The sequence below is a fragment of the Streptomyces sp. TBY4 genome (genome assembly GCF_024213195.1).
Lineage (GTDB): Bacteria > Actinomycetota > Actinomycetes > Streptomycetales > Streptomycetaceae > Streptomyces.
Window position 1 is genome coordinate 219,039 of sequence record NZ_JANAVF010000004.1, and the last position, 18,801, is coordinate 237,839.

Sequence of the window (18,801 nt, forward strand, 5' to 3'; positions counted from 1 at the left end):
TCAGTCTTCCTGTCCGGTGGAATCGAGCGAGGCGGCCATGATCTGGAGCATCACTTCGGAGGTTCCCGCCGAGAGCGTGAGCCCGGGCGCCTCCCGGTAGGCGGACTCCAGAACCATGGCCGCACCGGTGCGGTTCGCCCGCTGCTCGGGGCTGGGGATGTCGGCGGCCCAGACGGCGATGGACTGGGCGAGTTCGCTGCTGTGATATTTGGCGACGGCCGTCGAGACCTGATCGACCCGGTCCGCCGCGATCCCGGTGAGGACCTCCCAGGCGAGGACGTGGTCGGCGGTCAGGGTGCCGTGCCAGCGGCCGATCTGCTCCAGGCGGTCATCGGGCACGGTCTCCGGAGCACCGTCGACCAGGGCTTCGAGGGCGGCGTCCAGCCAGCGCTCGGCCTTCAAGTAGTAGTCCATGCCGGTGCGTTCGATGGCGAGCGCCTCGTTGAGCAGCGGCCAGCCCTCGTCTCGCGGACCGAGGAGGTTCGTGCCCGGCACCGCGACCGCGTCGAGATCCACGCGGTGGAAGTGCTCGTCGCCGACACCGGGGATCATCGACACCGTCACACCGGGGGCCTGCATGTCGACCAGGAACAGGCTGATGCCCTGGTACTTGCCCGCGCCCGGGGTCGTACGGGCGGCGCACAGGCCGAGGTCGACGAACCGGGTCTTGAGGCTGAACACCTTGGTGCCGGTGATCCGGTAGCCGTCCCCGTCCGGCTCGGCCACCGCCCGGAGCGCGCCCAGGTCGGAGCCCGCGTCGGGCTCCGTGTAGAGCACCGATGCGAAGCTCTCGCCGCGGGCGATGGCGGGCAGGTACCGCCGCTTCTGTTCATCGCTGCCGGCCATCAGCAGGAACTGGCCCACGATCTGCACGGTGTTGACGTGGAAGGTGTCCGGTATGCCTGCGCGCACCAGCTCCTCGGCGACGATCGCGGCATCGGTCAGCGAGCGGCCCCGGCCGCCGTACTCGACGGGCCAGTGCACGGCGAGCAGGCCCAGCTCGCCGAGCAGCCGGTAGAGCGGGCGGGCGTCCGGCTCGACGCCGTACGCGCCGGTGGCCGCGGCCGCCTCGGCCTGTACCTCCGCAGAGCGCAGGGCGCCCCGCACATCCGCCCGGAACCGCTCTTGATCCTCTGTGAATGCGAACCGCATGTATGTCTCCTCAGGGGGCGAGCGTCTCTTCGATCGCCGCGACGACCCGGCCGAGCGCAGACGGGGTGAACAGGGTGTAGTGGTCGCCGGGTACGCGCTCGGCCCGGAAGGGGCCCGTGCACACCGCCCGCCACTGCTCCTCCATGGCGATGTGCGGGGAGGCGACGAGCACGGTGACCGGTCCGCCGTACGGGGCCGGCGGGCTGTAGGCCTGCATGGACAGGGCGGAGGACCGGAACGTCGCGAACCGGGCGGCCAGCTCCGCGTCGGTGAGCTCCAGCTCCACGCCGAGGCCGGCGAGGCTCTCCCGGACCTCGGCCACCCCTGCGGCCGGGTCCTCGAGGACCGCGTCCACCTCGGGGCCCTCGCGTCCGGTCAGCCGTGCGACGTCGTGCACGAACCGCTGCCGCACCGTCGCCTCGTCCAGGAGCACGGAGTCCTCGTCGTAGGCGGCGTCGAGCAGGACCACCGGTGGGCGCTCCCCGGTCTTCTCCTCGATCTGCCGGGCCACCTCGAAGGCGAGCACACCCCCGTACGACCAGCCGGCCAGGCAGCACGAGGCGGGCAGGCCGGTCTCGATCAGGGAGCGCGCGATCCGTGCGGCGGTGACCGCCATCGCCTCCTGCGCGGGCACCTCGGTGTCCCGCAGGTCGGCGGCGAAGCCGGTCACGCCGATGTCGCCGCGCAGCGCCCTCGACAGCGGGATGTAGCAGAACAGCTCACCGCCCGAGGGGTGCAGCAGGATCACCTGCGCCGGGCCCGCCTGGCGCATCACCACGGGTGCCCTGTCGGGTTCCGGCCCGGATGCGCCCGACAGCGCGTCGAGCGGGTCGCCGGACCCGTCGCGGCGCGCGGCGCGGACGGTGTCGATGGTGGCGGCCAGATGCGCGACCGTGGGGGAGGAGAAGAAGTCGCCGAGCGCGATCTCCACGCCGAACCTGCGGTTGATCGCCGACATCAGCTGGACGGCCTGGAGGCTGTTGCCACCCGCCAGGAAGAAGTCGTCGTGCACGCCGATCCGGTCGTCGCGCAGCAGCGGGGTGAGCACGTCGTGCAGCAGTCTGCGTTCGGTCTCGGTCAGCGACTCGGTGCTGTACCCCTCGCCCGCCCGGCTCAGGTCGGGGGCGGGCAGCCTGCGCCAGTCGACCTTGCCGCTGCTGGTCAGCGGCAGCTCGTCGAGGGCGACGAAGAACGACGGAATCATGTACGAGGGCAGGAGCGCGGCCAGGTGCTCGCGTACGGCGGGCACCTGCTGCTCGGTGACCCCGGTCAGGTAGCCGACCAGGTGCTTGTCCCCGTTGTCGTCGCTCCACGCCTGGACGCTGACCGGACCGATCCCTTCGAAGCCGGTCAGTGCCGACTCCACCTCGCCCAGCTCGATCCGCAGGCCGCGGATCTTGACCTGCTGGTCGATGCGGCCGAGGAAGACGAGGCGTCCGTCGGGAAGCCGCTTCACCAGGTCGCCGGTCCGGTAGAGGCGGCCGCCGGGTGCGGTGCCGAACGGGTCGGGGACGAACTTCTCGGCGGTCAGCTCGTCGCGGTTGAGGTAGCCGCGCGCCAGCCCGGCGCCGCCGATGACGAGTTCACCGGGTACGCCGACGGGGACCTGGCGCAGCTCGCCGTCGAGGACGTGTGCCACGTGGTTGGTCATGGGCAGGCCGATCGGCGGGGACGCGCCCCAGGTGCCGCCGCACTCCTCGACGATCATCGTCACGGTGCACTCGGTCGGCCCGTAGCCGTTGAAGAGGCGCCGGCCCTGGTTCCACCGGTTTACCAGCTCACCGCTGAACGCCTCGCCGCCGACGAACGCGATCCGCAGGTCGGTGAAGTTCTCCGGCGTCAGCAGCGGCATCACGGTCGGGGGCAGGTCGATGACGGTGATACGGGCCTGCTCCATCAGCGCCTGGAGCCGTTCGATCGACAGCCGTTCCTCGCCGGTCGCGAGGTACAGGCGGGCCCCGGTCAGCAGCGCCGAGAACGTCTCGAAGACGGAGACGTCGAAGGTCGACGAGGCGAACCCGAGCACCCGGTCGGCCGGAGTCAGCTCGAACAGCTCCCGTGCGGAATCGATGAAGTTGACGACTCCGCGGTGCTCGAGGAGCACGCCCTTGGGCTTGCCGGTGCTGCCGGAGGTGTAGATGACGTACGCGATGTCGTCCGGTCCCGCCGCGAGCGGCGGGTTGTCGCCGGGCAGGGCCGCCAGTTCCTCGCGGGCCTCGTCCAGGGTCACGACGGGCGCGCTGACCTCGCTCACGGCCTTGTCGGCCTCGGGGTGCGCGAGCACCACCCGCAGCGATGCGTCGGCGGCGATCTCGGCGACGCGCCCCGAGGGGTGCGCCGGGTCGAGCGGCACGTAGGCCGCGCCGGTCTTGAGCACCGCGAGGATCGCGGTCGGCAGGTCCAGATCCCTGCGCAGGCACAGGCCGACCCGCGCGCCCGGCTCCACACCGTGCTCGCGCAGCAGGGCGGCGAGCCGGTTCGCCCGGGCGTTGAGCTCGGCGTAGCTGGTCTCGACGCCGGAGACGACGACGGCCACGCCGTCCGGGGCCTCCGACGCGCGCGCCTCGAACTCGGCGACCACGGTGGACTCGCGCACGGGCCGCACCGGGCCCATGGCGGCCTCGGCGAGGAACAGCCGGTCCGCGGGGCTCAGCACCTCGGCCTCGGCCAGCCGGGTGTCCGGGGCGCCGGTCAGGGTGTGCAGCAGCCCGTCGTAGTGCCGGGCGAACCGGGCGATGCTCTCGGCGTCGAACAGGTCGGTGTTGAACTCGATGGAGAGGACCGCGTCGGTCCCGGGCTCCGCCGGCCGGCTCAGACTCCAGCTCATGTCCAGGCTTGCGGTGCGGGTGGGAATCTCCTCGTACGAGGTGCGGACGCCGCGCAGGGCGGCCGTGGTGTCCGCGCTGTCGGGGTCTGCCGTGCCGAAAGCGATCTGGAAGACGGGGGAGCGCGACGGGTCGACGACCGGGTCCACCGCTTCGACCAGCTTGTCGAAGGGCAGGCCCGAGTGGTCGCCGGCCTCCGCGGACGCGCGCGCGATCCGCTGGACCAGCTCGCGGAAGGTCGGGTCACCGGAGAGGTCCGCGCGCAGTACCCGCAGATCGGTGAAGCGCCCGACCGCCGAGGACACGGTGTCGTGGCGGCGGTTCTCGTCCGGCGAGCCGATCACCAGGTCGTCGAGGCCCGAGTAGCGGTGCAGCAGCGTGCAGAACGCCGCGACGAGGACGTCGTACGGCTTCACGTCCGCCTGCCGGGCCAGCTCCCCGGCCCGCTCCAGGGCCTCGCGCCCGACGGTGAAGCCGGCGCGGGCGCCCGCGAAGGTGCGGGTCTCGCCGCGCGGCCGGTCGGTCGGGAACTCCAGGACCTCGGCGCCGGCCAGCTTCTGGCGCCAGTACGCGCCGATCTCGTCCAGGCGGGCGCCGTCGAGCTGGTCGTGCTGCCACTGGGCGTAGTCCGGGTACTGCACCGGCACGTCGGGCAGGTTCGGTGTGCTGCCGTCGGTCAACGCCTCGTAGAACGCGGAGAGTTCGCGCATGAGCACGTCGCGGGAGCGGGTGTCGCAGATGGCGGCGGGCAGGTCGAGCAGGAACAGGTGATCGTCCGGCTCCACCCTGATCAGTGCCGCGCGCCACATGGGCGTACGGCTCAGGTCGAACGGTTCGGCGGCCAGTTGACCGAGGAGGCTCCGCGCCGCCGCGATGTCCTCCGCTTCGATCAGCGGCAGGTCGACGGGGACCTCGGTGGCGACGACCTGCATCGTGGCGCCCTCGCGCTCGACCAGCGCGGTCCGCAGTGCCTCGTGCCGGGCCACGACCGAGGCCAGCGCCCCGCGCAGCGCGTCCGCGTCGAGCCCGCCCCGAAGGCGCAGGCACAGCGGGGTGCCGGGGACCGGGTGGTCGAGGAACCTCAGGGAGTGCTGAGCGTGCGACAGCGGCGTCGGACCGGTGGTGCCGCGCGAGGTCGGGCCGCGCCGCGCCACGGCCTTCGCGTGCTCGCGCAGGGCGTCGAGGAAACGCGCGCGGCGCTGCGGGGGCAGCGCGGCGAGCCGCTGGGTCATGTCGGTCACCTGAGGCTCCTGATGCGTACCGGTGCCTCGGCCGCCGGGTCGTCGTCCGACCGTGCGGGCAGGTGTGCCAACTCCGTGATCGCGATGGTCAGTACGTCGATGCCGCGCATGTAGTCCGAGAGCACGATGTGCTCGTCGTCGGCGTGGTCGAGGGTGCTGTCACCCGGGCCGTAGGTCGCCATGGGGATGTCCCAGACCTCGGCGAGGGTGTTCATGTCCGAGGTGGCCGTCTTCACCGCGAGACGCGGCTGGGCGTGCAGGCGCCGGATGCCGGACACCAGCGCGCGCACGACCGGGTCGGCGCGGCCCACCCGGCAGGCCGCCACCGAGTTCAACACCTCGACGGTGCCGGCCGGCAGCCGCTCGCGCAGGTTGCCCAGCAGCCCGTCGACGTCGAACCCCGGGGGGATGCGGATGCTGAGGTCCGCGGTCGCCGAGGTCAGGTCGCCGTTGATCTGGACCAGCGTCGCGCCCGGCTGGTCGAACACGCCGTGGCTCGCGTCCGGTCCGAGCAGGTCGACCAGCGTGTCCCAGCAGGCGACGGCCAGCTCGGATGCCTTCGGCACCGGGTTGCTCGGGTGGGTGGCGGCGCATTTGACGGTGTAGCGCAGGTCCAGCTTGCCCTTGTAGCCGAGGACCACGCTCGACCAGCCGCTCGGTTCGCCGATGATCAGCGCGTCCGGGCGGGCGTGGGTGGCCCGGATCGCCATCGCGCCGCGCGAGCGCGGGGTCTCCTCCTCGACGACACCGATCACCACGATCCGGCCGGGGAAGTCCACCGCGCCGGCCGCCGCGCAGATCATCGTCGCGAGCGGTCCCTTCGCGTCCACCGCGCCGCGGCCGTAGAGCCGGCCGTCCTCGGAGCGGACCGGGATCTGGCCGGAGACGGTGTCGGTGTGTCCGAGCAGCATCACGGTCGGGCCGTCACCGCGCTCGATCACGCCGATCACATTGCCCACGCCGTCGATGTGCGCCTGGAAACCCAGTTCCCTCATCTCTTCGACCAAGTAGTCGGCCAGGCCGCGCTCCTGGTAGGACGGAGAGGGGATCTCCAGCATCCCGCGCAGCAGCCCGGCGGCGTAGGTCTCGGTGACCTTGTTCGAGGAACCGAGGTGGCCGCGCCGTTGCGGCGGCCGGAGGGTGGACGCCCAGTTCATCGTTACGCTCGTTCCAGTAGAAGGTCGATGATGTGGTCCGCGACGTTGACCTGGTCGCCGAGTGCGGATTGGAAGCCGGAGAACTCGACCCGGTGATTGACCTCCAGGACCAGCAGCCGGCCGTCGCGGTCCTCGATCAGGTCGACACCGGCGATGTCGGTGCCGACGGCGGCGGCCGCCTGGAGGGCGAGCTTGTCGATCTCCGGGGTCACCTCGCACGGCCGGGTCTGCCCGCCGAGTGCGACATTGGTGCGCAGGGACTCGCCGGTCCGGTACACGGCGCCCAGCACCTGACCGCCGACCACGATCACCCTGATGTCCCGGTCGGGCTTCTCGATCAGCTCCTGCACGTACACGAGGTGCGACTGGGGTCCGGGCAGTGCGCCGGCGTACTCGAGCACGCTTTCCGCACCGGCGCGGTCGTGCAGGGGAACCACCAGCCGGCCCCACGAGCCGACCAGCGGTTTGATGACGGCCGGGTAGCCGATGGAGTCCAGGGCGGCCAGCGCGGCCTGCGGAGTGAGGCCGAGCGCGGTGCGCGGTGTCGGCACCCCGGCCGACTCCAGGGCCAGAGTGGTGCGCCATTTGTCGCCGCACACCTCGGTCGCCTCGGTGCTGTTGACCACCTCGACGCCCGCGGCGGTGAGGCAGCGGGCCGCGTAGGCCGCGCGGAACTGACCGATCTCGCGGTTCAGCGCGAGACCCCAGGGCAGGGCGTGCCGACCGGCCGCGAACCACTGGCCGCGCGTGTCGACGTGATCGAAGGGAACGCCCCGCCGGTCGAACGCGTCGAACAGCCTCTTCTCGTCCGCACCGATCCGGCTGGCGAGCACCGCGACCTTGCGGTCACCTGGGCGCTCTGACGTCGCTGACACGTGACCTCCACATGTGAACCACTGATGGACTGGACGGCACAATCGTGCTTGCCGCGTGGAAGGGAAACTACGAGTACACCGGCGTCGAGCGCGTCCGAACCAAGCTCAGTCATGGGGACGCACCGCGTTGACTTTCCCCCAATACGGTTGCGAACTCTGATTACCCGGCGCCCGACCGCGCTGTGTCACGCTGGTCCGGATTTCGATATCTGCCGAATGAGTTCACGGCACACCGCTGAGTTCACGGCACACCGAGGAAAATGGGGGAATCGTGGGACACACACCGGAGCGGATCCCGGTACTCGCCCTGTGGAGCGCGCCGCGCTGCCGGTCCACCGCGTTCGCGCGGATGATGGCAGAGCGCGGCGACCGCGTCGTTGTGCACGAACCGCTCTCCCGGGTGGTCGACTTCGGAGAGGTGGAGGTCGCCGACCGGATCGCGCACAGCGAGCAGGACGTGCTCGCGGCGCTGCGTGCGATCGCTGCGGACAAGCCGGTGTTCTTCAAGGACACGACGGACTTCCACTACCCGGCGCTCCTGGCCGACGAGGAGTTCCTCTCGGCCGCGACCCACACGTTCATCATCCGCGATCCGGCCGAGGCCATCGCCTCGCACCACAAGCTCAACCCGGACCTCGGCTGTGACGAGGTCGGCTTCGCCTGGCTGTACGAGATCTTCGCCGCGGTGCAGGCTGCCACCGGGACCACGCCGGTCGTGATCGACTCCGACGATCTGCTCGACCGCCCGGTCGAGACCGTGCGCGCGTACTGCGAGGCGGTGGGGATCCCCTTCGTCCCGGAGGCGCTGACCTGGGAGCCGGGCATGCGCTCGGAGTGGCAGTCGACCAGCAAGTGGCACCAGTCGACCAGCCGGACCGCCGGCTTCGCGCGCCGTTCGGACGGGTCGGCCGAGATCGTCGAGGCGAACCCGGTGCTGAGGGCCTACCGCGACCACCACATGCCGTACTACGAGAAGCTGCGTGCTGCCGCGCTGCGACCGTGAGCCTGCAGGCAGGGACGGCCGGGCCGACGGTCCGGCGAGTACGCAGAGCGGCGTTTCGAGAATTCAAAGCGTTCAGGGCGTGGGCGAAAAGAAGGACTGACCGTCCGGTCCTCGGCAGCCCCGGGCTGTTGAGACTTGAGGAGGTCTGTAATGAGGTGGGTCACTTGACGGAAAACTCGGTACTCCCCGCCAGAAGTGGACTGTGCGACACGGTCGATATCTCCGGCCATCGCAACAACACGGCCATTTCGGCGGCGACGGAGACCAAGGCGGGCGCATTCAATGTGTGGAGGAACTCCTTTGCCGCCGAATACCTGCCCGCGGGCGGAAGCCTCGTCCACGTGGACGGTGTTCCCTTTGAGTTCCCCCCGGTCTGTGAGGGGCCGGACAACATCCGCTGCGCCGGGCAGTTCATCCGTGTCCCCGAGGGCCACTACGACTGGATCCACGTGCTGGCGGCGTCCGAACGCCGCACCGAGGACACCGTCGAGCTGAACTTCGCCGACGGCTCGGTCGACGCGGAAGCCCTCCGGGTCTCCGACTTCTGGGCGGCACCGGCGTGGTTCGGCGAGGTCAAGGCCTTCGAGAGCCTCGTCATGCACTACCCGCACCACGTGCAGCGCGGCATCCCCGCGGTCATGTGGGCGCAGCGGATCCCCGTCACCCGGCGCGCCGGCCTCACCGGCATCCTGCTGCCCCGCAACGTTGCGGTGCACGTCTTCGCCCTCACCCTGCAGCGGACGGAGTCCTGACATGACCGTCGAGACGACGGCACGTACGTACACGGTCACCGGTCCCGAACCCCAGCTCTGGTACCGCGACCTCATCAGCTGCCTGCAGTCCACCTTCGGTGCGGTGCTGGCCCGCGAGGGCGCCGACCCGCTGGCCGTGCTCGGCGCGGGCTGGCAGTTCCTGCACCTGCCGGGCGACGTCAGGTCCGAAGAGTTCTACTACCCGTGCGCCGACGGGGAGCTGGGCCGCGCCCTTGCCCCGCATCACGATCTGAGCGCCCGCTGGTGGAAGCCCGCGGACGAGGGCGACGTCTGGCGCGAGGTGCGCGAGCACCTGGCCGAGGACCGGCTCGTCATCGCCGCCGTGGACAATTTCCACCTGCCGTTCAGGCCCGCTTACGGGGACGTGCACGCCGCGCACCTCGTGGTGATCTACGGTCTGGACGAGACGCGCGGCGTGGTCCACGTCTCGGACGCGATGCCGCCCGCCTTCCGTGGCGCCGTCCCCATCAAGGAGTTCCTGCGCAGCTGGGGCTCGGCCAACCCCACCGACGTGCAGGATGCCTTCTTCAGCGACTCGAAGATCGGCCGGCGCTGCCTCGACATCCGTCTCGGCACGCAACCGGCGCCCCTGACGCCGGAGTTGCTGGGCGAGTACCTGCGCACCAACATCGAGGGCTTCACCACGGCGACCTCCGCCCGTACCGGCCTCGCCGGGTACGACGCGTTCGCCGCGGAACTGACGGAGCGGTGCCGGGCCGGGGACGCGGGCGCACTGCGCGAGCTGTACCCGTTCGGCTGGGCCATGCAGGCGCAGGCCTCGCTCCACGGCGAACTGCTGCGCCGCTGCGGCCGCGACTGGGACGACCCGGTGCTCGCCGGGGCGGGCCGCGCGGTCGAGTCCGTGGCCCACGCGTGGACCGGACTGCGGTTCACCGGCGCGCACGGCCTCGACGCACCGCACGAGGCAGCGTCCGACATCTCGCACCACGCCACGCTGCTGCGCGGCGCCTACGCACGCGCGATCGACGCCGTTGGCGCGGCGGCGGCGCGGCTGTGACCCCACCTGGACCGACCTCCGCGACTGAGCGGAATGGAGAGTGATGAGCAAGCTGGCAGCGTTCGGCGGTACGGCGTCCGTGCCGAAGGACCGGCGCCATGTGCAGTGGCCGCTGATCGAGGACGAGGACCGCAAGGCCGTCCTCGACGCACTCGACGGCCCCCGCCTGGTGTCGGACACCGACGGCGTGAACGCGGTGTCCCAACTCGAGGAGTACTGGGCCCGCCGCTTCGGCCACGAGACGTGCGTCGCGGTGTCCAACGGCACCGCGGCCCTGGCCCTCGCCCTGGCCGCGCTCGGCATCGGCCCCGGTGACGAGGTGATCGTGCCCGCGTTCAGCTTCATCGCCACCGGGCTCGCCCCCGTGCACCAGATGGCCGTTCCGGTCTTCGCCGACATCGACCCGGTCACCTTCAACATCGACCCGGACGACGTCGAGCGCCGGATCACTCCCCGGACCAGGGCGATCATCCCCGTGCACCTGCACGGCGCGCCCGCCGACATGGACCGCCTCACCGCGATCGCCCGCAAGCACAACCTTGCGATCGTCGAGGACGCCGCGCAGGCTCCCGGCGCGACGCACCGCGGACGGCCGGTCGGCTCGATCGGTGACGCGGGCGCCTTCAGCCTCCAGGTCAGCAAGAACATACCGACCTGCGGCGAGGGCGGCCTCCTGGTCACCCAGGACGCCGATCTGGCCGCGAAGATGCGCCGCGGACGGCAGTTCGGCGAGGACATCGTGGCCGGCCGGGACCGCGACTACATCTCGTACGGCCTGGGCTGGAACTACAAGATGAACGCCCTCCAGGCCGCGTTCACCATCGCGCAGCTCGACCGGTTCGACGACTACGAGCGGGCCCGGCAGGAGAACGTCACCGGCTTCCTCGCGCGCCTGGCCGAGCTGCCGGGCCTGACGGTGCCGACCGCACTGCCGGACACCACCCACGCCTGGCACATCCTGCGCTTCCGCTTCGACCCCGCCGCCTTCGGCCTCGACGGCGTACGGCCCCAGGCGCTGCGCTCGGCGCTGCGACGGCTGCTGCGCGCCGAGGGCGTGCCGCTGTCGCAGTACCAGCTGATGCCGCTGCCCGACCAGAAGGTCTTCGTGGACCGCGTCGGCTTCGGCTCCGGCTACCCGTGGTCCGTGACCGGCGCGCCCGGCACGACCGCAGGCGAGGACTACCAGGTGACCCGTGAGGTCATCGCCGACTCGCTCACCATCCAGAAGCGCCACCTGCACCCGGGCGCCGGCGAACTGCTCGGCCTGTACGCGGACGCCTTCGAAAAGGTGTGGGCGAACCGGGACATGGTCGCCACGCTCGCCAAGGCGGCCTCATGACCGTCGCCCAGGTCCTGGAGCGGGACACCCTGCAGGCCGTCGCCGCACGCATCCGCGCCCATGTCGTCGACATGTGCGCGGGGCCCGAGGGCGGCCACCTCGGCGGCGCGTTCTCCAGCGCCGACATCCTCGCCGCGCTGTACTCCTCGGTGCTGAAGGTGGACCCGCAGCGGCCGGACGACCCGGATCGCGACCGCTTCCTCCTCAGCAAGGGCCACGCCGCCATCGGCCTCTACGCGACGCTTGCCGAACACGGCTTCTTCCCGGTCGAGGAACTCGCCGGATACGGACGCCCGGGCAGCAGGCTGATGGGCCACCCGGTCCGCGCGGTGCCCGGTGTGGAGCTGCCGACCGGTTCGCTCGGTCACGGACTCGCACTGGGCTGCGGGTTCGCGCTGGCCGCCCGGTACGCGGGCCGCGACTCGCGCACCTTCGTCCTGCTCGGCGACGGCGAGCTCCAGGAGGGCTCGGTGTGGGAGGCGGCCATCGCGGCCGCGTCGCTGCGCCTCGACCGGCTGGTGGCGGTGGTGGACCGCAACGGACTCCAGCTGACCGGTGCCACGGACGGGATCGCGCCGATGGAACCGCTGGCCGACCGCTGGCGCAGTTTCGGCTGGGCGGTCCGCGACGTGGACGGCCATGACCCGGACGAACTGGCGGAGCACCTCAATGCCGCACCGTGGGAGCCGGGCAAACCGAGCGTGCTGATCGCCCGCACGGTCAAGGGCCAGGGCCTTCCGTTCCTCGCCGGCCGCAGCGCCAGTCACTACGTGACCCTGTCGCCGCGCAATCACGCGCGGGCGGCCCGTGCACTGCAAGCCATGGAGGCCACCGGATGAGCCGCGCGACCCGAGAGGCGTACCGGGACAGCCTGCTTCCCCTGCTCCAGCGGCATCCCGAACTGATCTGCCTGGACTCCGACACCGGTCTCTTCAACGCCGAGTACGCCGCGACGGCCGGTGACCAGTACCTCAACCTCGGCATCGCCGAGCACAACCTGATGGGCATCGCGGCAGGGATGGCCGCGTGCGGGCGGATTCCGTTCGTCAACACGATGGCGGCCTTCGCCACGTCCCGGGCGCTGGAAGCGATCAAGATCGACATCGCCTACAACAAACTGCCCGTCCGCATCATGGGCACCCACGGCGGTCTCGCCGCGGGCCACCTCGGTCCGACCCACCAGGCCCTGGAGGACCTCGCCGTGATGCGGGTCCTGCCCAACATGACCGTGGTGGTGCCCGCCGACGCCGCCGCCACGGAGGCGTTCGTCGAGCAGAGCCTGAACCTGGCCGGACCGCTCTACGTCCGGCTCGGCCGCAAGCCGACCCCGGCCCTGCCCGAGGCCCCGCCTCCGGTCATCGGAAAGGCGCAGACGCTGCGGGAGGGCGGCGACGTGGTGCTCGTCGCCTGCGGCCCGTACCCGGTGCTCGCCTGCATCGAGGCGGCGGAGGTCCTCGCCGGACACGGCATCGAGGCCACCGTGCTGAACATGCACACCCTGCGCCCGTTCGACACGCAGACGCTGGTGGCCGCGGCGCGGCCCGCCTCGCTCGTGGTGACGCTGGAAGAGCACTGGCGCAGCGGCGGCCTCGGCGGCGCCGTCGCCGAGACGCTGGCGGAGGAGGCGCCCACACGGGTGCTGAGGCTCGGGATGCCGGACCAGTTCGTCGACGAGGTGGGCAACCAGGAACACCTCGTCGCACATTACGACCTCACCTCGGAGCGGGTCGTGAGGGCGGTCCGTACCGCCCTCGACACGGAGGCCCGCTCCGGTAGGACCGATCGGAAGGAATACATCGCATGACCATGACCATGACCACTGAGCACGCCTGTCCCGAATGCGAGGAGCAGGTACAGATCGGGGAGTCGGTGCGGCTCAACGAGATCCTCGAGTGCGTGGGCTGCCGCAGCGAGCTGGAGATCGTGGCGCTGAACCCCACGGTGCTCGCCCTTGCCCCCGAGGTCGAAGAGGACTGGGGCGAGTAGGCCCGAGGCGACCCGCCGGCATGCAAGTCGAACGGCGGCGCGGTCGGCACTCCGGAACGCGACGACTCCCACGGACCCGGTCCGCCGGCGGCAGGCTCTCAGAGCCCGCGCCTGCGGACCGGGTCCGCTTCCGCGGAGCCCCGAACACGAACCCCCAAGCCGCTCTTGGGCCACATCTCAAGCACACCCTGACCGAAGGAGGCGCCATCCGTGGCTGACCGAACACCCCCGCTCGAGGTCGAGGAGTTGCGCCGCCTCGTGGACAGCGGCGAGATCCACACGGTCATCCTCGCCTTCCCCGACATGCAGGGCCGTCTGCAGGGCAAGCGGTTCGCCGCACCGTTCTTCCTCGGCGAGGTGCTGAAGCACGGCACCGAGGGCTGCAACTACCTGCTCGCGGTGGACGCCGACATGAACACCGTCGACGGCTACGCCATGTCCTCCTGGGAGCGCGGATACGGCGATTTCGCGATGCGTCCCGACACCGCCACGCTGCGCCGCGTCCCCTGGCAGCCCGGCACCGCGCTGCTCGTCGCCGACCTCGCCTGGAACGACGGCTCACCGGTCGTCGAGGCGCCGCGCCAGATCCTGCGCCGTCAGATCGAGCGCCTCGCCCAGGCCGGACTGGCGAAGGAGGGGCAGAGGTGGACCGCGCAGGTGGGCACGGAGCTGGAGTTCATCGTCTTCCGCGACACCTACGAGGACGCCTGGAAGCGCGCCTACCGCGACCTCACCCCGTCCAACCAGTACAACAGCGACTACTCGATCCTCGGCACCGGCCGCGTCGAGCCCCTCCTCGCCCGCATCCGCAACGAGATGGCGGGCGCCGGGCTCACGGTCGAGTCCGCCAAGGGAGAGTGCAACCTCGGCCAGCACGAGATCGTCTTCCGCTACGACGAGGCGCTCACCACCTGCGACCAGCACGCCATCTACAAGACCGGCGCCAAGGAGATCGCCTCCCAGGAGGGCATGGCGCTCACCTTCATGGCCAAGTTCAACGAGCGTGAGGGCAACTCCTGCCACATCCACCTCTCCCTGACGGACGAGGAGGGGCGCCCGGTGATGGCCGGGGACGGTCCTGGCGGGATGTCCCCGGTGATGGAGCACTTCCTCGCCGGGCAGCTGGCCGCCCTGCGCGATTTCACGCTCCTCTACGCGCCCAACATCAACTCCTACAAGCGGTTCCGGCCCGGCTCCTTCGCCCCCACGGCCGTCGCCTGGGGCTTCGACAACCGCACGTGCGCGCTGCGCGTCGTCGGCCGCGGCCCGTCGCTGCGCCTGGAGAACCGGGTGCCCGGCGGGGACGTCAACCCCCACCTCGCCGTGGCCGGCCTCATCGCCGCAGGCCTGTACGGCATCGAGAACGAGCTGACCCTGCCGGCACCCTGCGAGGGCAACGCCTACGCCGCCGCCGACGGCGGTCGCGTCCCGAGCGTCCCCACGACGCTGGCCGAAGCCGCTGTTCTCTGGGAACGCAGCGAGATCGCCCGCGCGGCCTTCGGGGACGAAGTCGTCGAGCACTACGTGAACATGGCGCGCGTCGAACTGGACGCGTTCGACGGCGCGGTCACCGACTGGGAGCGGTTCCGTTCCTTCGAACGCATGTGAGAACGCGTTGCACGCGCACGCACGTGGGGGGAACGCCGTCGAATGACGGCGTTCCCCCCATTTTCGTTCCCGGACATGACTGTGGCCACGGCGAAGCCGTGGCCACAGGGTGTTCAGGCGCCGATCATCCCGGCGGCGAGCGTCGACCCGTCCTGCGGGTCGATGAGCAGGAACGAGCCGGTCCGCCGGTTCTCCAGGTAGTCGTCCACGGCGAGCGGTTCGGCGGTACGGATCCGCACGCCGCCGATGTCGTTGACGGACAGGACGTCGTCGCAGGGCAGCCGGCTGCCGTCGGTGACGTCCAGGCGGTAGTCGATCTGCTCCACGATCGCGGGGACCGTCCTCGTGGTGTGCTTGAGCAGCACACGCTGTCGCGGGCCCAGCGGGCGGTCGTGCAAGTTGCAGACCTTGGCGCTGATCTGGCGAACCGTCTGCGGAGCGGGGCCCGCGGTCAGCATGTCGCCGCGGGAGATGTCGACGTCGTCGGCGAGCCGGACCGCCACCGACTGGAGTGCCCTCACGGTGTCGGTCTCGCGGCCGAGCACGGTGAGCCCGGCGACCGTGGAGGTCACCCCGGACGGCTGCACGACCACCGGGTCGCCGACCTCGAGCACGCCGGAGGCGACCTGCCCGGTCAGCCAGCGCTCCACCGACTGCCGGTCGCCCGAGGGGTTGCGGACCACGTACTGGACCGGGAGCCGCACGGGCATGCCGGCCGGTTCGGTGCCGAGCGGCACGTTCTCCAGGTGGGACAGCAGCGTGTCGCCGCCGTACCAGTCCATGTGCGCCGACGGCTCCACCACGTTGTCACCGGTCAGCGCCGACATCGGGATGGAGGTGACGTCGGCGATGCCCAGCTTGCGGGCCCGCTCGGCGAACTCCTGCGCGATCTCGGCGAAGACGGACTCCTGGTAGCCGACGGCGTCCATCTTGTTGACCGCCAGGACGATCTGCGGGACCCGGAGCAGGGCCGCGATCGCGCAGTGCTTCATCGTCTGGGCGACCACGCCGTGGCGCGCGTCCACGAGGATCACCGCCAGGTCCGCGGTGGACGCCCCGGTCACCATGTTGCGCGTGAACTGCACGTGGCCCGGTGTGTCCGCGAGGATGAACCGCCTCTTGGGCGTCGCGAAGTAGCGGTAGGCCACGTCGATGGTGATGCCCTGCTCCCGTTCCGCCCGCAGGCCGTCGGTGAGCAGCGCCAGGTCGGGCCCGTCCTGGCCCCGCCTGCGTGAAGCCTCCTCGATGGCCGCCGCCTGGTCGGCGAGGACGGACTTGGTGTCGTACAGCAGTCGTCCGACCAAGGTGGACTTGCCGTCGTCGACCGAGCCACAGGTGGCCAGCCGCAGCAGGCCACCCTGGAACCGGTCGGACGCACCGCTCTGAACTGCCTTTTCAGTGACGCCCGTTGACATGTCTAGAAGTATCCTTCTCGCTTGCGGTCCTCCATGGCGGCCTCGGACATCCGGTCGTCGGCCCTGCTCGCACCGCGCTCGGTCACCCGGCTCGCTGCGATCTCCGCGATCACGGCGCCGACCGTCGAGGCCGACGAGTCGACCGCGCCGGTGCAGGACATGTCGCCGACCGTCCGGTACCGGACCTGGCGCTCGGTCAGGGACTCGCCGTCCCGGGGGCCGCCCCACTCGCCGGGCGCCAGCCACATGCCGTCGCGCTGGAACACCTCGCGCCAGTGCGCGAAGTAGATCTCCGGCAGTTCGATGTTCTCCTGCTCGATGTACTGCCAGACGTCGAGTTCGGTCCAGTTGGACAGGGGGAAGACCCGGACGTGCTCGCCCGGCTGGTGGCGCCCGTTGTACAGCTGCCACAGCTCGGGCCGCTGCCGGCGCGGATCCCAGCCGCCGAACTCGTCCCGCAGGCTGAAGATCCGCTCCTTGGCGCGGGCCTTCTCCTCGTCGCGCCGGCCGCCGCCGAAGACCGCACCGAAGCGGCCATCACGGACCGCGTCGAGCAGCGGTACGGTCTGCAGCGGATTGCGGGTGCCGTCGGGGCGCTCGCGGAGCCTTCCGTCGTCGATGTACGACTGCACGGACGCCACCTCGAGGTGGAGGCCGTGCTTCTCGACGATGCGGTCGCGGTAGGCGATCACCTCGGGGAAGTTGTGGCCGGTGTCCACGTGCAGCAGGGAGAACGGCAGGGGCGCCGGGGCGAACGCCTTGAGCGCCACGTGCAGCATGACGATCGAGTCCTTGCCGCCGGAGAACAGCAGCGTCGACCGGTCGAACTCTCCCGCCACCTCGCGGAAGATGTGTGCCGCCTCGGCTTCCAGGGCCTCGAGATGGGGCATGGGCGAAGCCGGTGCGGGGGAGGGCTGCGGGCCGGTGAACACGGCCGGGGTGACGACGGTCATGACAGACCTCGCTCGGTGAGCAGCGCGTGCACCTGCCGGACCGACTCCTCGACGGTCTGGTCCTGGGTCTCGATGCGCAGCTGGGGGCTGACCGGAGCCTCGTAGGGGTCGTCCGCGCCGGTGAGGCCGCTGAGCTCGCCCGCGGCCTGCTTGGCGTACAGGCTCTTCACGTCCCGGTCCGCGCAGATCTCCAGCGGAGTGGCCACGTGCACCTCGAGATAGGGGATGCCCTGTGCGGCGTGCTGGTCACGCACCGCCTCCCGTGACATCGCGTACGGAGCGATGACCGGTACGAGCACGGTGACACCGTGCGCGGCGAGCAGCCCGGCCACGAAGCCGATCCGGCGCACGTTGGTGTCCCGGTCCTCCTTCGAGAAGCCCAGCTCCGCCGAGAGCGCCGCACGGACCTCGTCGCCGTCGAGCACCTGCACTCGGTGTCCCTCGGCCCGCAGCCGCTCGGCGAGGCCCGTCGCGATGGTGGTCTTGCCCGCGCTCGGCAGTCCGGTCAGCCAGACCGTGCCGCCCTGCCACGCGGCTGGTGTGCCATTGGGTTCGGTCATGCGGGGATCTCCGTTTCGCGGGAGCTGTGGACCGGCTCGTCGGCAGGGGCGATGCGCACCGTGGTGCCGGCTCCTGCGAGCGCCTGGCTGACGGGGTCGGGAGTACGTCCGTCCGCGATGCGTACGGTGGCGACTCCGCCGGTGAGTGCCTCGCGCGCGGCGATGAGCTTGAGTGCCATGCCGCCGGTGGCGGACGGGTCGGGCGGGCCGGTCGGGGATATGTGATGGGTGTCCTGCAGGCTGGTGGGGTCTTCGGGGTCGGCGAGTACGCCGGGTGCCCCGGTGAGCAGCAGGAGCTGGTCGGCGCCGAGCGCGACGGCGAGCGCCGCCGCGACCCGGTCGGCGTCGACGTTGACCGGGTGGTTGTTCTCGTCGATGGCGGGCGGCGAGACGACCGGGACATGGCCGATGCGCAGCAGCGTGTCGAGCAGTTCGGTCCGGACCTTCTCGAGCCGGCCGCTGTGGTTGTCGCGGATCATCACGGTGCGGCCGTCGACGACGGAGCGGACGACGGACTTGCGGCGGGCGCGGAGCATGCCGCCGTCCATGCCGCTGAGTCCGACCGCGGGCACGTCGTGGCGGGCGAGCTCCGCGACCAGCTTGGGCTTGACCGAGCCGGTCAGCGCGAGGACGACCACCTCGAGCGTGGCCGGGTCGGTGTAGCGCGTGGTGACGTTGTCCGGGGCGACGAGCGTGCGCTGCGGGACGCCGAGTTCTCCGGCGAGCCGCCTGATCTCTCCGGAGCCTCCGTGGACCAGGACGATGGAGTGCCCCGCGTGGACGAGGCGGGCGATGTCGGCGCAGATGCCCGCGGCGTCCACGGCGGGATTGCCGCCGCATTTGACGACGGTGAGGGGTGTGGTGGTCACGGTCTCTCCGTGTGCGTGGGCGGGAGG

At 71.1% G+C, this 18,801-nt stretch carries 16 protein-coding genes; 8 read left to right on the forward strand and 8 right to left on the reverse strand.

Annotated features, from left to right (window positions below; genetic code table 11):
- The 4 genes from NLX94_RS11710 to lysX are packed head-to-tail and all read right to left on the reverse strand — an operon-like array spanning position 1 to position 7,250.
- Positions 1 to 1,152 carry an acyl-CoA dehydrogenase family protein gene (locus NLX94_RS11710; RefSeq protein WP_254382598.1) on the reverse strand — a complete coding sequence of 384 codons (1,152 nt, stop codon included), beginning with the start codon at positions 1,150 to 1,152 and terminating at the stop codon, positions 1 to 3.
- A gap of 10 nt (positions 1,153 to 1,162) precedes the next feature.
- Positions 1,163 to 5,209 (reverse strand): amino acid adenylation domain-containing protein, encoded by a 4,047-nt coding sequence (locus tag NLX94_RS11715; protein WP_254382904.1) that lies wholly within the window; start codon positions 5,207 to 5,209, stop codon positions 1,163 to 1,165.
- A gap of 5 nt (positions 5,210 to 5,214) precedes the next feature.
- Positions 5,215 to 6,375, reverse strand: a complete 1,161-nt coding sequence (locus tag NLX94_RS11720) for a M20/M25/M40 family metallo-hydrolase (protein WP_254382599.1) — start codon at positions 6,373 to 6,375, stop codon at positions 5,215 to 5,217.
- A 2-nt stretch (positions 6,376 to 6,377) separates the two neighbouring features.
- Positions 6,378 to 7,250: a lysine biosynthesis protein LysX gene (gene lysX / locus NLX94_RS11725; RefSeq protein WP_254382600.1), complete on the reverse strand. Its 873-nt coding sequence runs from the start codon at positions 7,248 to 7,250 to the stop codon at positions 6,378 to 6,380.
- A 271-nt stretch (positions 7,251 to 7,521) separates the two neighbouring features.
- Here lysX and NLX94_RS11730 point away from each other — a divergent pair, with 271 nt between their 5' ends.
- From NLX94_RS11730 to NLX94_RS11765, 8 genes are all read left to right on the forward strand, one after another.
- Positions 7,522 to 8,253: a sulfotransferase family protein gene (locus NLX94_RS11730; RefSeq protein WP_254382601.1), complete on the forward strand. Its 732-nt coding sequence runs from the start codon at positions 7,522 to 7,524 to the stop codon at positions 8,251 to 8,253.
- A gap of 341 nt (positions 8,254 to 8,594) precedes the next feature.
- Complete coding sequence (locus NLX94_RS11735; protein ID WP_254382602.1) at positions 8,595 to 9,005, forward strand: hypothetical protein; 411 nt, start codon at positions 8,595 to 8,597, stop codon at positions 9,003 to 9,005.
- A gap of 1 nt (position 9,006) precedes the next feature.
- Positions 9,007 to 10,044, forward strand: a complete 1,038-nt coding sequence (locus tag NLX94_RS11740) for a BtrH N-terminal domain-containing protein (protein ID WP_254382603.1) — start codon at positions 9,007 to 9,009, stop codon at positions 10,042 to 10,044.
- 43 nt (positions 10,045 to 10,087) lie between these two features.
- Positions 10,088 to 11,383, forward strand: a complete 1,296-nt coding sequence (locus NLX94_RS11745) for a DegT/DnrJ/EryC1/StrS aminotransferase family protein (protein WP_254382604.1) — start codon at positions 10,088 to 10,090, stop codon at positions 11,381 to 11,383.
- Positions 11,380 to 12,222 (forward strand): transketolase, encoded by an 843-nt coding sequence (locus NLX94_RS11750; protein WP_254382605.1) that lies wholly within the window; start codon positions 11,380 to 11,382, stop codon positions 12,220 to 12,222. The genes NLX94_RS11745 and NLX94_RS11750 overlap by 4 nt, the downstream gene beginning before the upstream one ends.
- The gene (locus NLX94_RS11755; protein WP_254382606.1) at positions 12,219 to 13,187 is read left to right on the forward strand and encodes a transketolase family protein; all 969 of its coding nucleotides are present in this window, start codon (positions 12,219 to 12,221) and stop codon (positions 13,185 to 13,187) included. Before NLX94_RS11750 ends, NLX94_RS11755 begins: the two co-directional genes overlap by 4 nt.
- Complete coding sequence (locus NLX94_RS11760; RefSeq protein ID WP_254382607.1) at positions 13,184 to 13,369, forward strand: lysine biosynthesis protein LysW; 186 nt, start codon at positions 13,184 to 13,186, stop codon at positions 13,367 to 13,369. Before NLX94_RS11755 ends, NLX94_RS11760 begins: the two co-directional genes overlap by 4 nt.
- A 210-nt stretch (positions 13,370 to 13,579) precedes the next feature.
- Positions 13,580 to 14,977: a glutamine synthetase family protein gene (locus NLX94_RS11765; protein WP_254382608.1), complete on the forward strand. Its 1,398-nt coding sequence runs from the start codon at positions 13,580 to 13,582 to the stop codon at positions 14,975 to 14,977.
- Positions 14,978 to 15,090: 113 nt separating this feature from the next.
- On the opposite strand, the gene NLX94_RS11770 is transcribed toward NLX94_RS11765, so the two are convergent.
- The 4 genes from NLX94_RS11770 to NLX94_RS11785 are packed head-to-tail and all read right to left on the reverse strand — an operon-like array spanning position 15,091 to position 18,774.
- Positions 15,091 to 16,392, reverse strand: a complete 1,302-nt coding sequence (locus NLX94_RS11770) for a sulfate adenylyltransferase subunit 1 (protein WP_254382609.1) — start codon at positions 16,390 to 16,392, stop codon at positions 15,091 to 15,093.
- A gap of 2 nt (positions 16,393 to 16,394) precedes the next feature.
- Positions 16,395 to 17,345, reverse strand: coding sequence for a sulfate adenylyltransferase subunit CysD (gene cysD / locus NLX94_RS11775; protein WP_254382610.1), 951 nt, complete (start codon positions 17,343 to 17,345; stop codon positions 16,395 to 16,397).
- Positions 17,342 to 17,905 carry an adenylyl-sulfate kinase gene (gene cysC, locus NLX94_RS11780; protein WP_254382611.1) on the reverse strand — a complete coding sequence of 188 codons (564 nt, stop codon included), beginning with the start codon at positions 17,903 to 17,905 and terminating at the stop codon, positions 17,342 to 17,344. Before cysC ends, cysD begins: the two co-directional genes overlap by 4 nt.
- Positions 17,902 to 18,774, reverse strand: coding sequence for a [LysW]-aminoadipate kinase (locus NLX94_RS11785; protein ID WP_254382612.1), 873 nt, complete (start codon positions 18,772 to 18,774; stop codon positions 17,902 to 17,904). The genes cysC and NLX94_RS11785 overlap by 4 nt, the downstream gene beginning before the upstream one ends.
- Positions 18,775 to 18,801 lie beyond the last annotated feature (27 nt).

Coding starts and splice junctions, on each gene's coding strand:
- NLX94_RS11755 (WP_254382606.1), top strand. CDS start 12,219: ATGAGCCGCGCGACCCGAGAGGCGTACCGGGACAGCCTGCTTCCCCTG.
- NLX94_RS11710 (WP_254382598.1), bottom strand. CDS start 1,152: ATGCGGTTCGCATTCACAGAGGATCAAGAGCGGTTCCGGGCGGATGTG.
- cysD (WP_254382610.1), bottom strand. CDS start 17,345: ATGACCGTCGTCACCCCGGCCGTGTTCACCGGCCCGCAGCCCTCCCCC.
- NLX94_RS11760 (WP_254382607.1), top strand. CDS start 13,184: ATGACCATGACCATGACCACTGAGCACGCCTGTCCCGAATGCGAGGAG.
- NLX94_RS11770 (WP_254382609.1), bottom strand. CDS start 16,392: ATGTCAACGGGCGTCACTGAAAAGGCAGTTCAGAGCGGTGCGTCCGAC.
- cysC (WP_254382611.1), bottom strand. CDS start 17,905: ATGACCGAACCCAATGGCACACCAGCCGCGTGGCAGGGCGGCACGGTC.
- NLX94_RS11740 (WP_254382603.1), top strand. CDS start 9,007: ATGACCGTCGAGACGACGGCACGTACGTACACGGTCACCGGTCCCGAA.
- NLX94_RS11720 (WP_254382599.1), bottom strand. CDS start 6,375: ATGAACTGGGCGTCCACCCTCCGGCCGCCGCAACGGCGCGGCCACCTC.
- NLX94_RS11715 (WP_254382904.1), bottom strand. CDS start 5,209: ATGACCCAGCGGCTCGCCGCGCTGCCCCCGCAGCGCCGCGCGCGTTTC.
- NLX94_RS11750 (WP_254382605.1), top strand. CDS start 11,380: ATGACCGTCGCCCAGGTCCTGGAGCGGGACACCCTGCAGGCCGTCGCC.
- NLX94_RS11745 (WP_254382604.1), top strand. CDS start 10,088: ATGAGCAAGCTGGCAGCGTTCGGCGGTACGGCGTCCGTGCCGAAGGAC.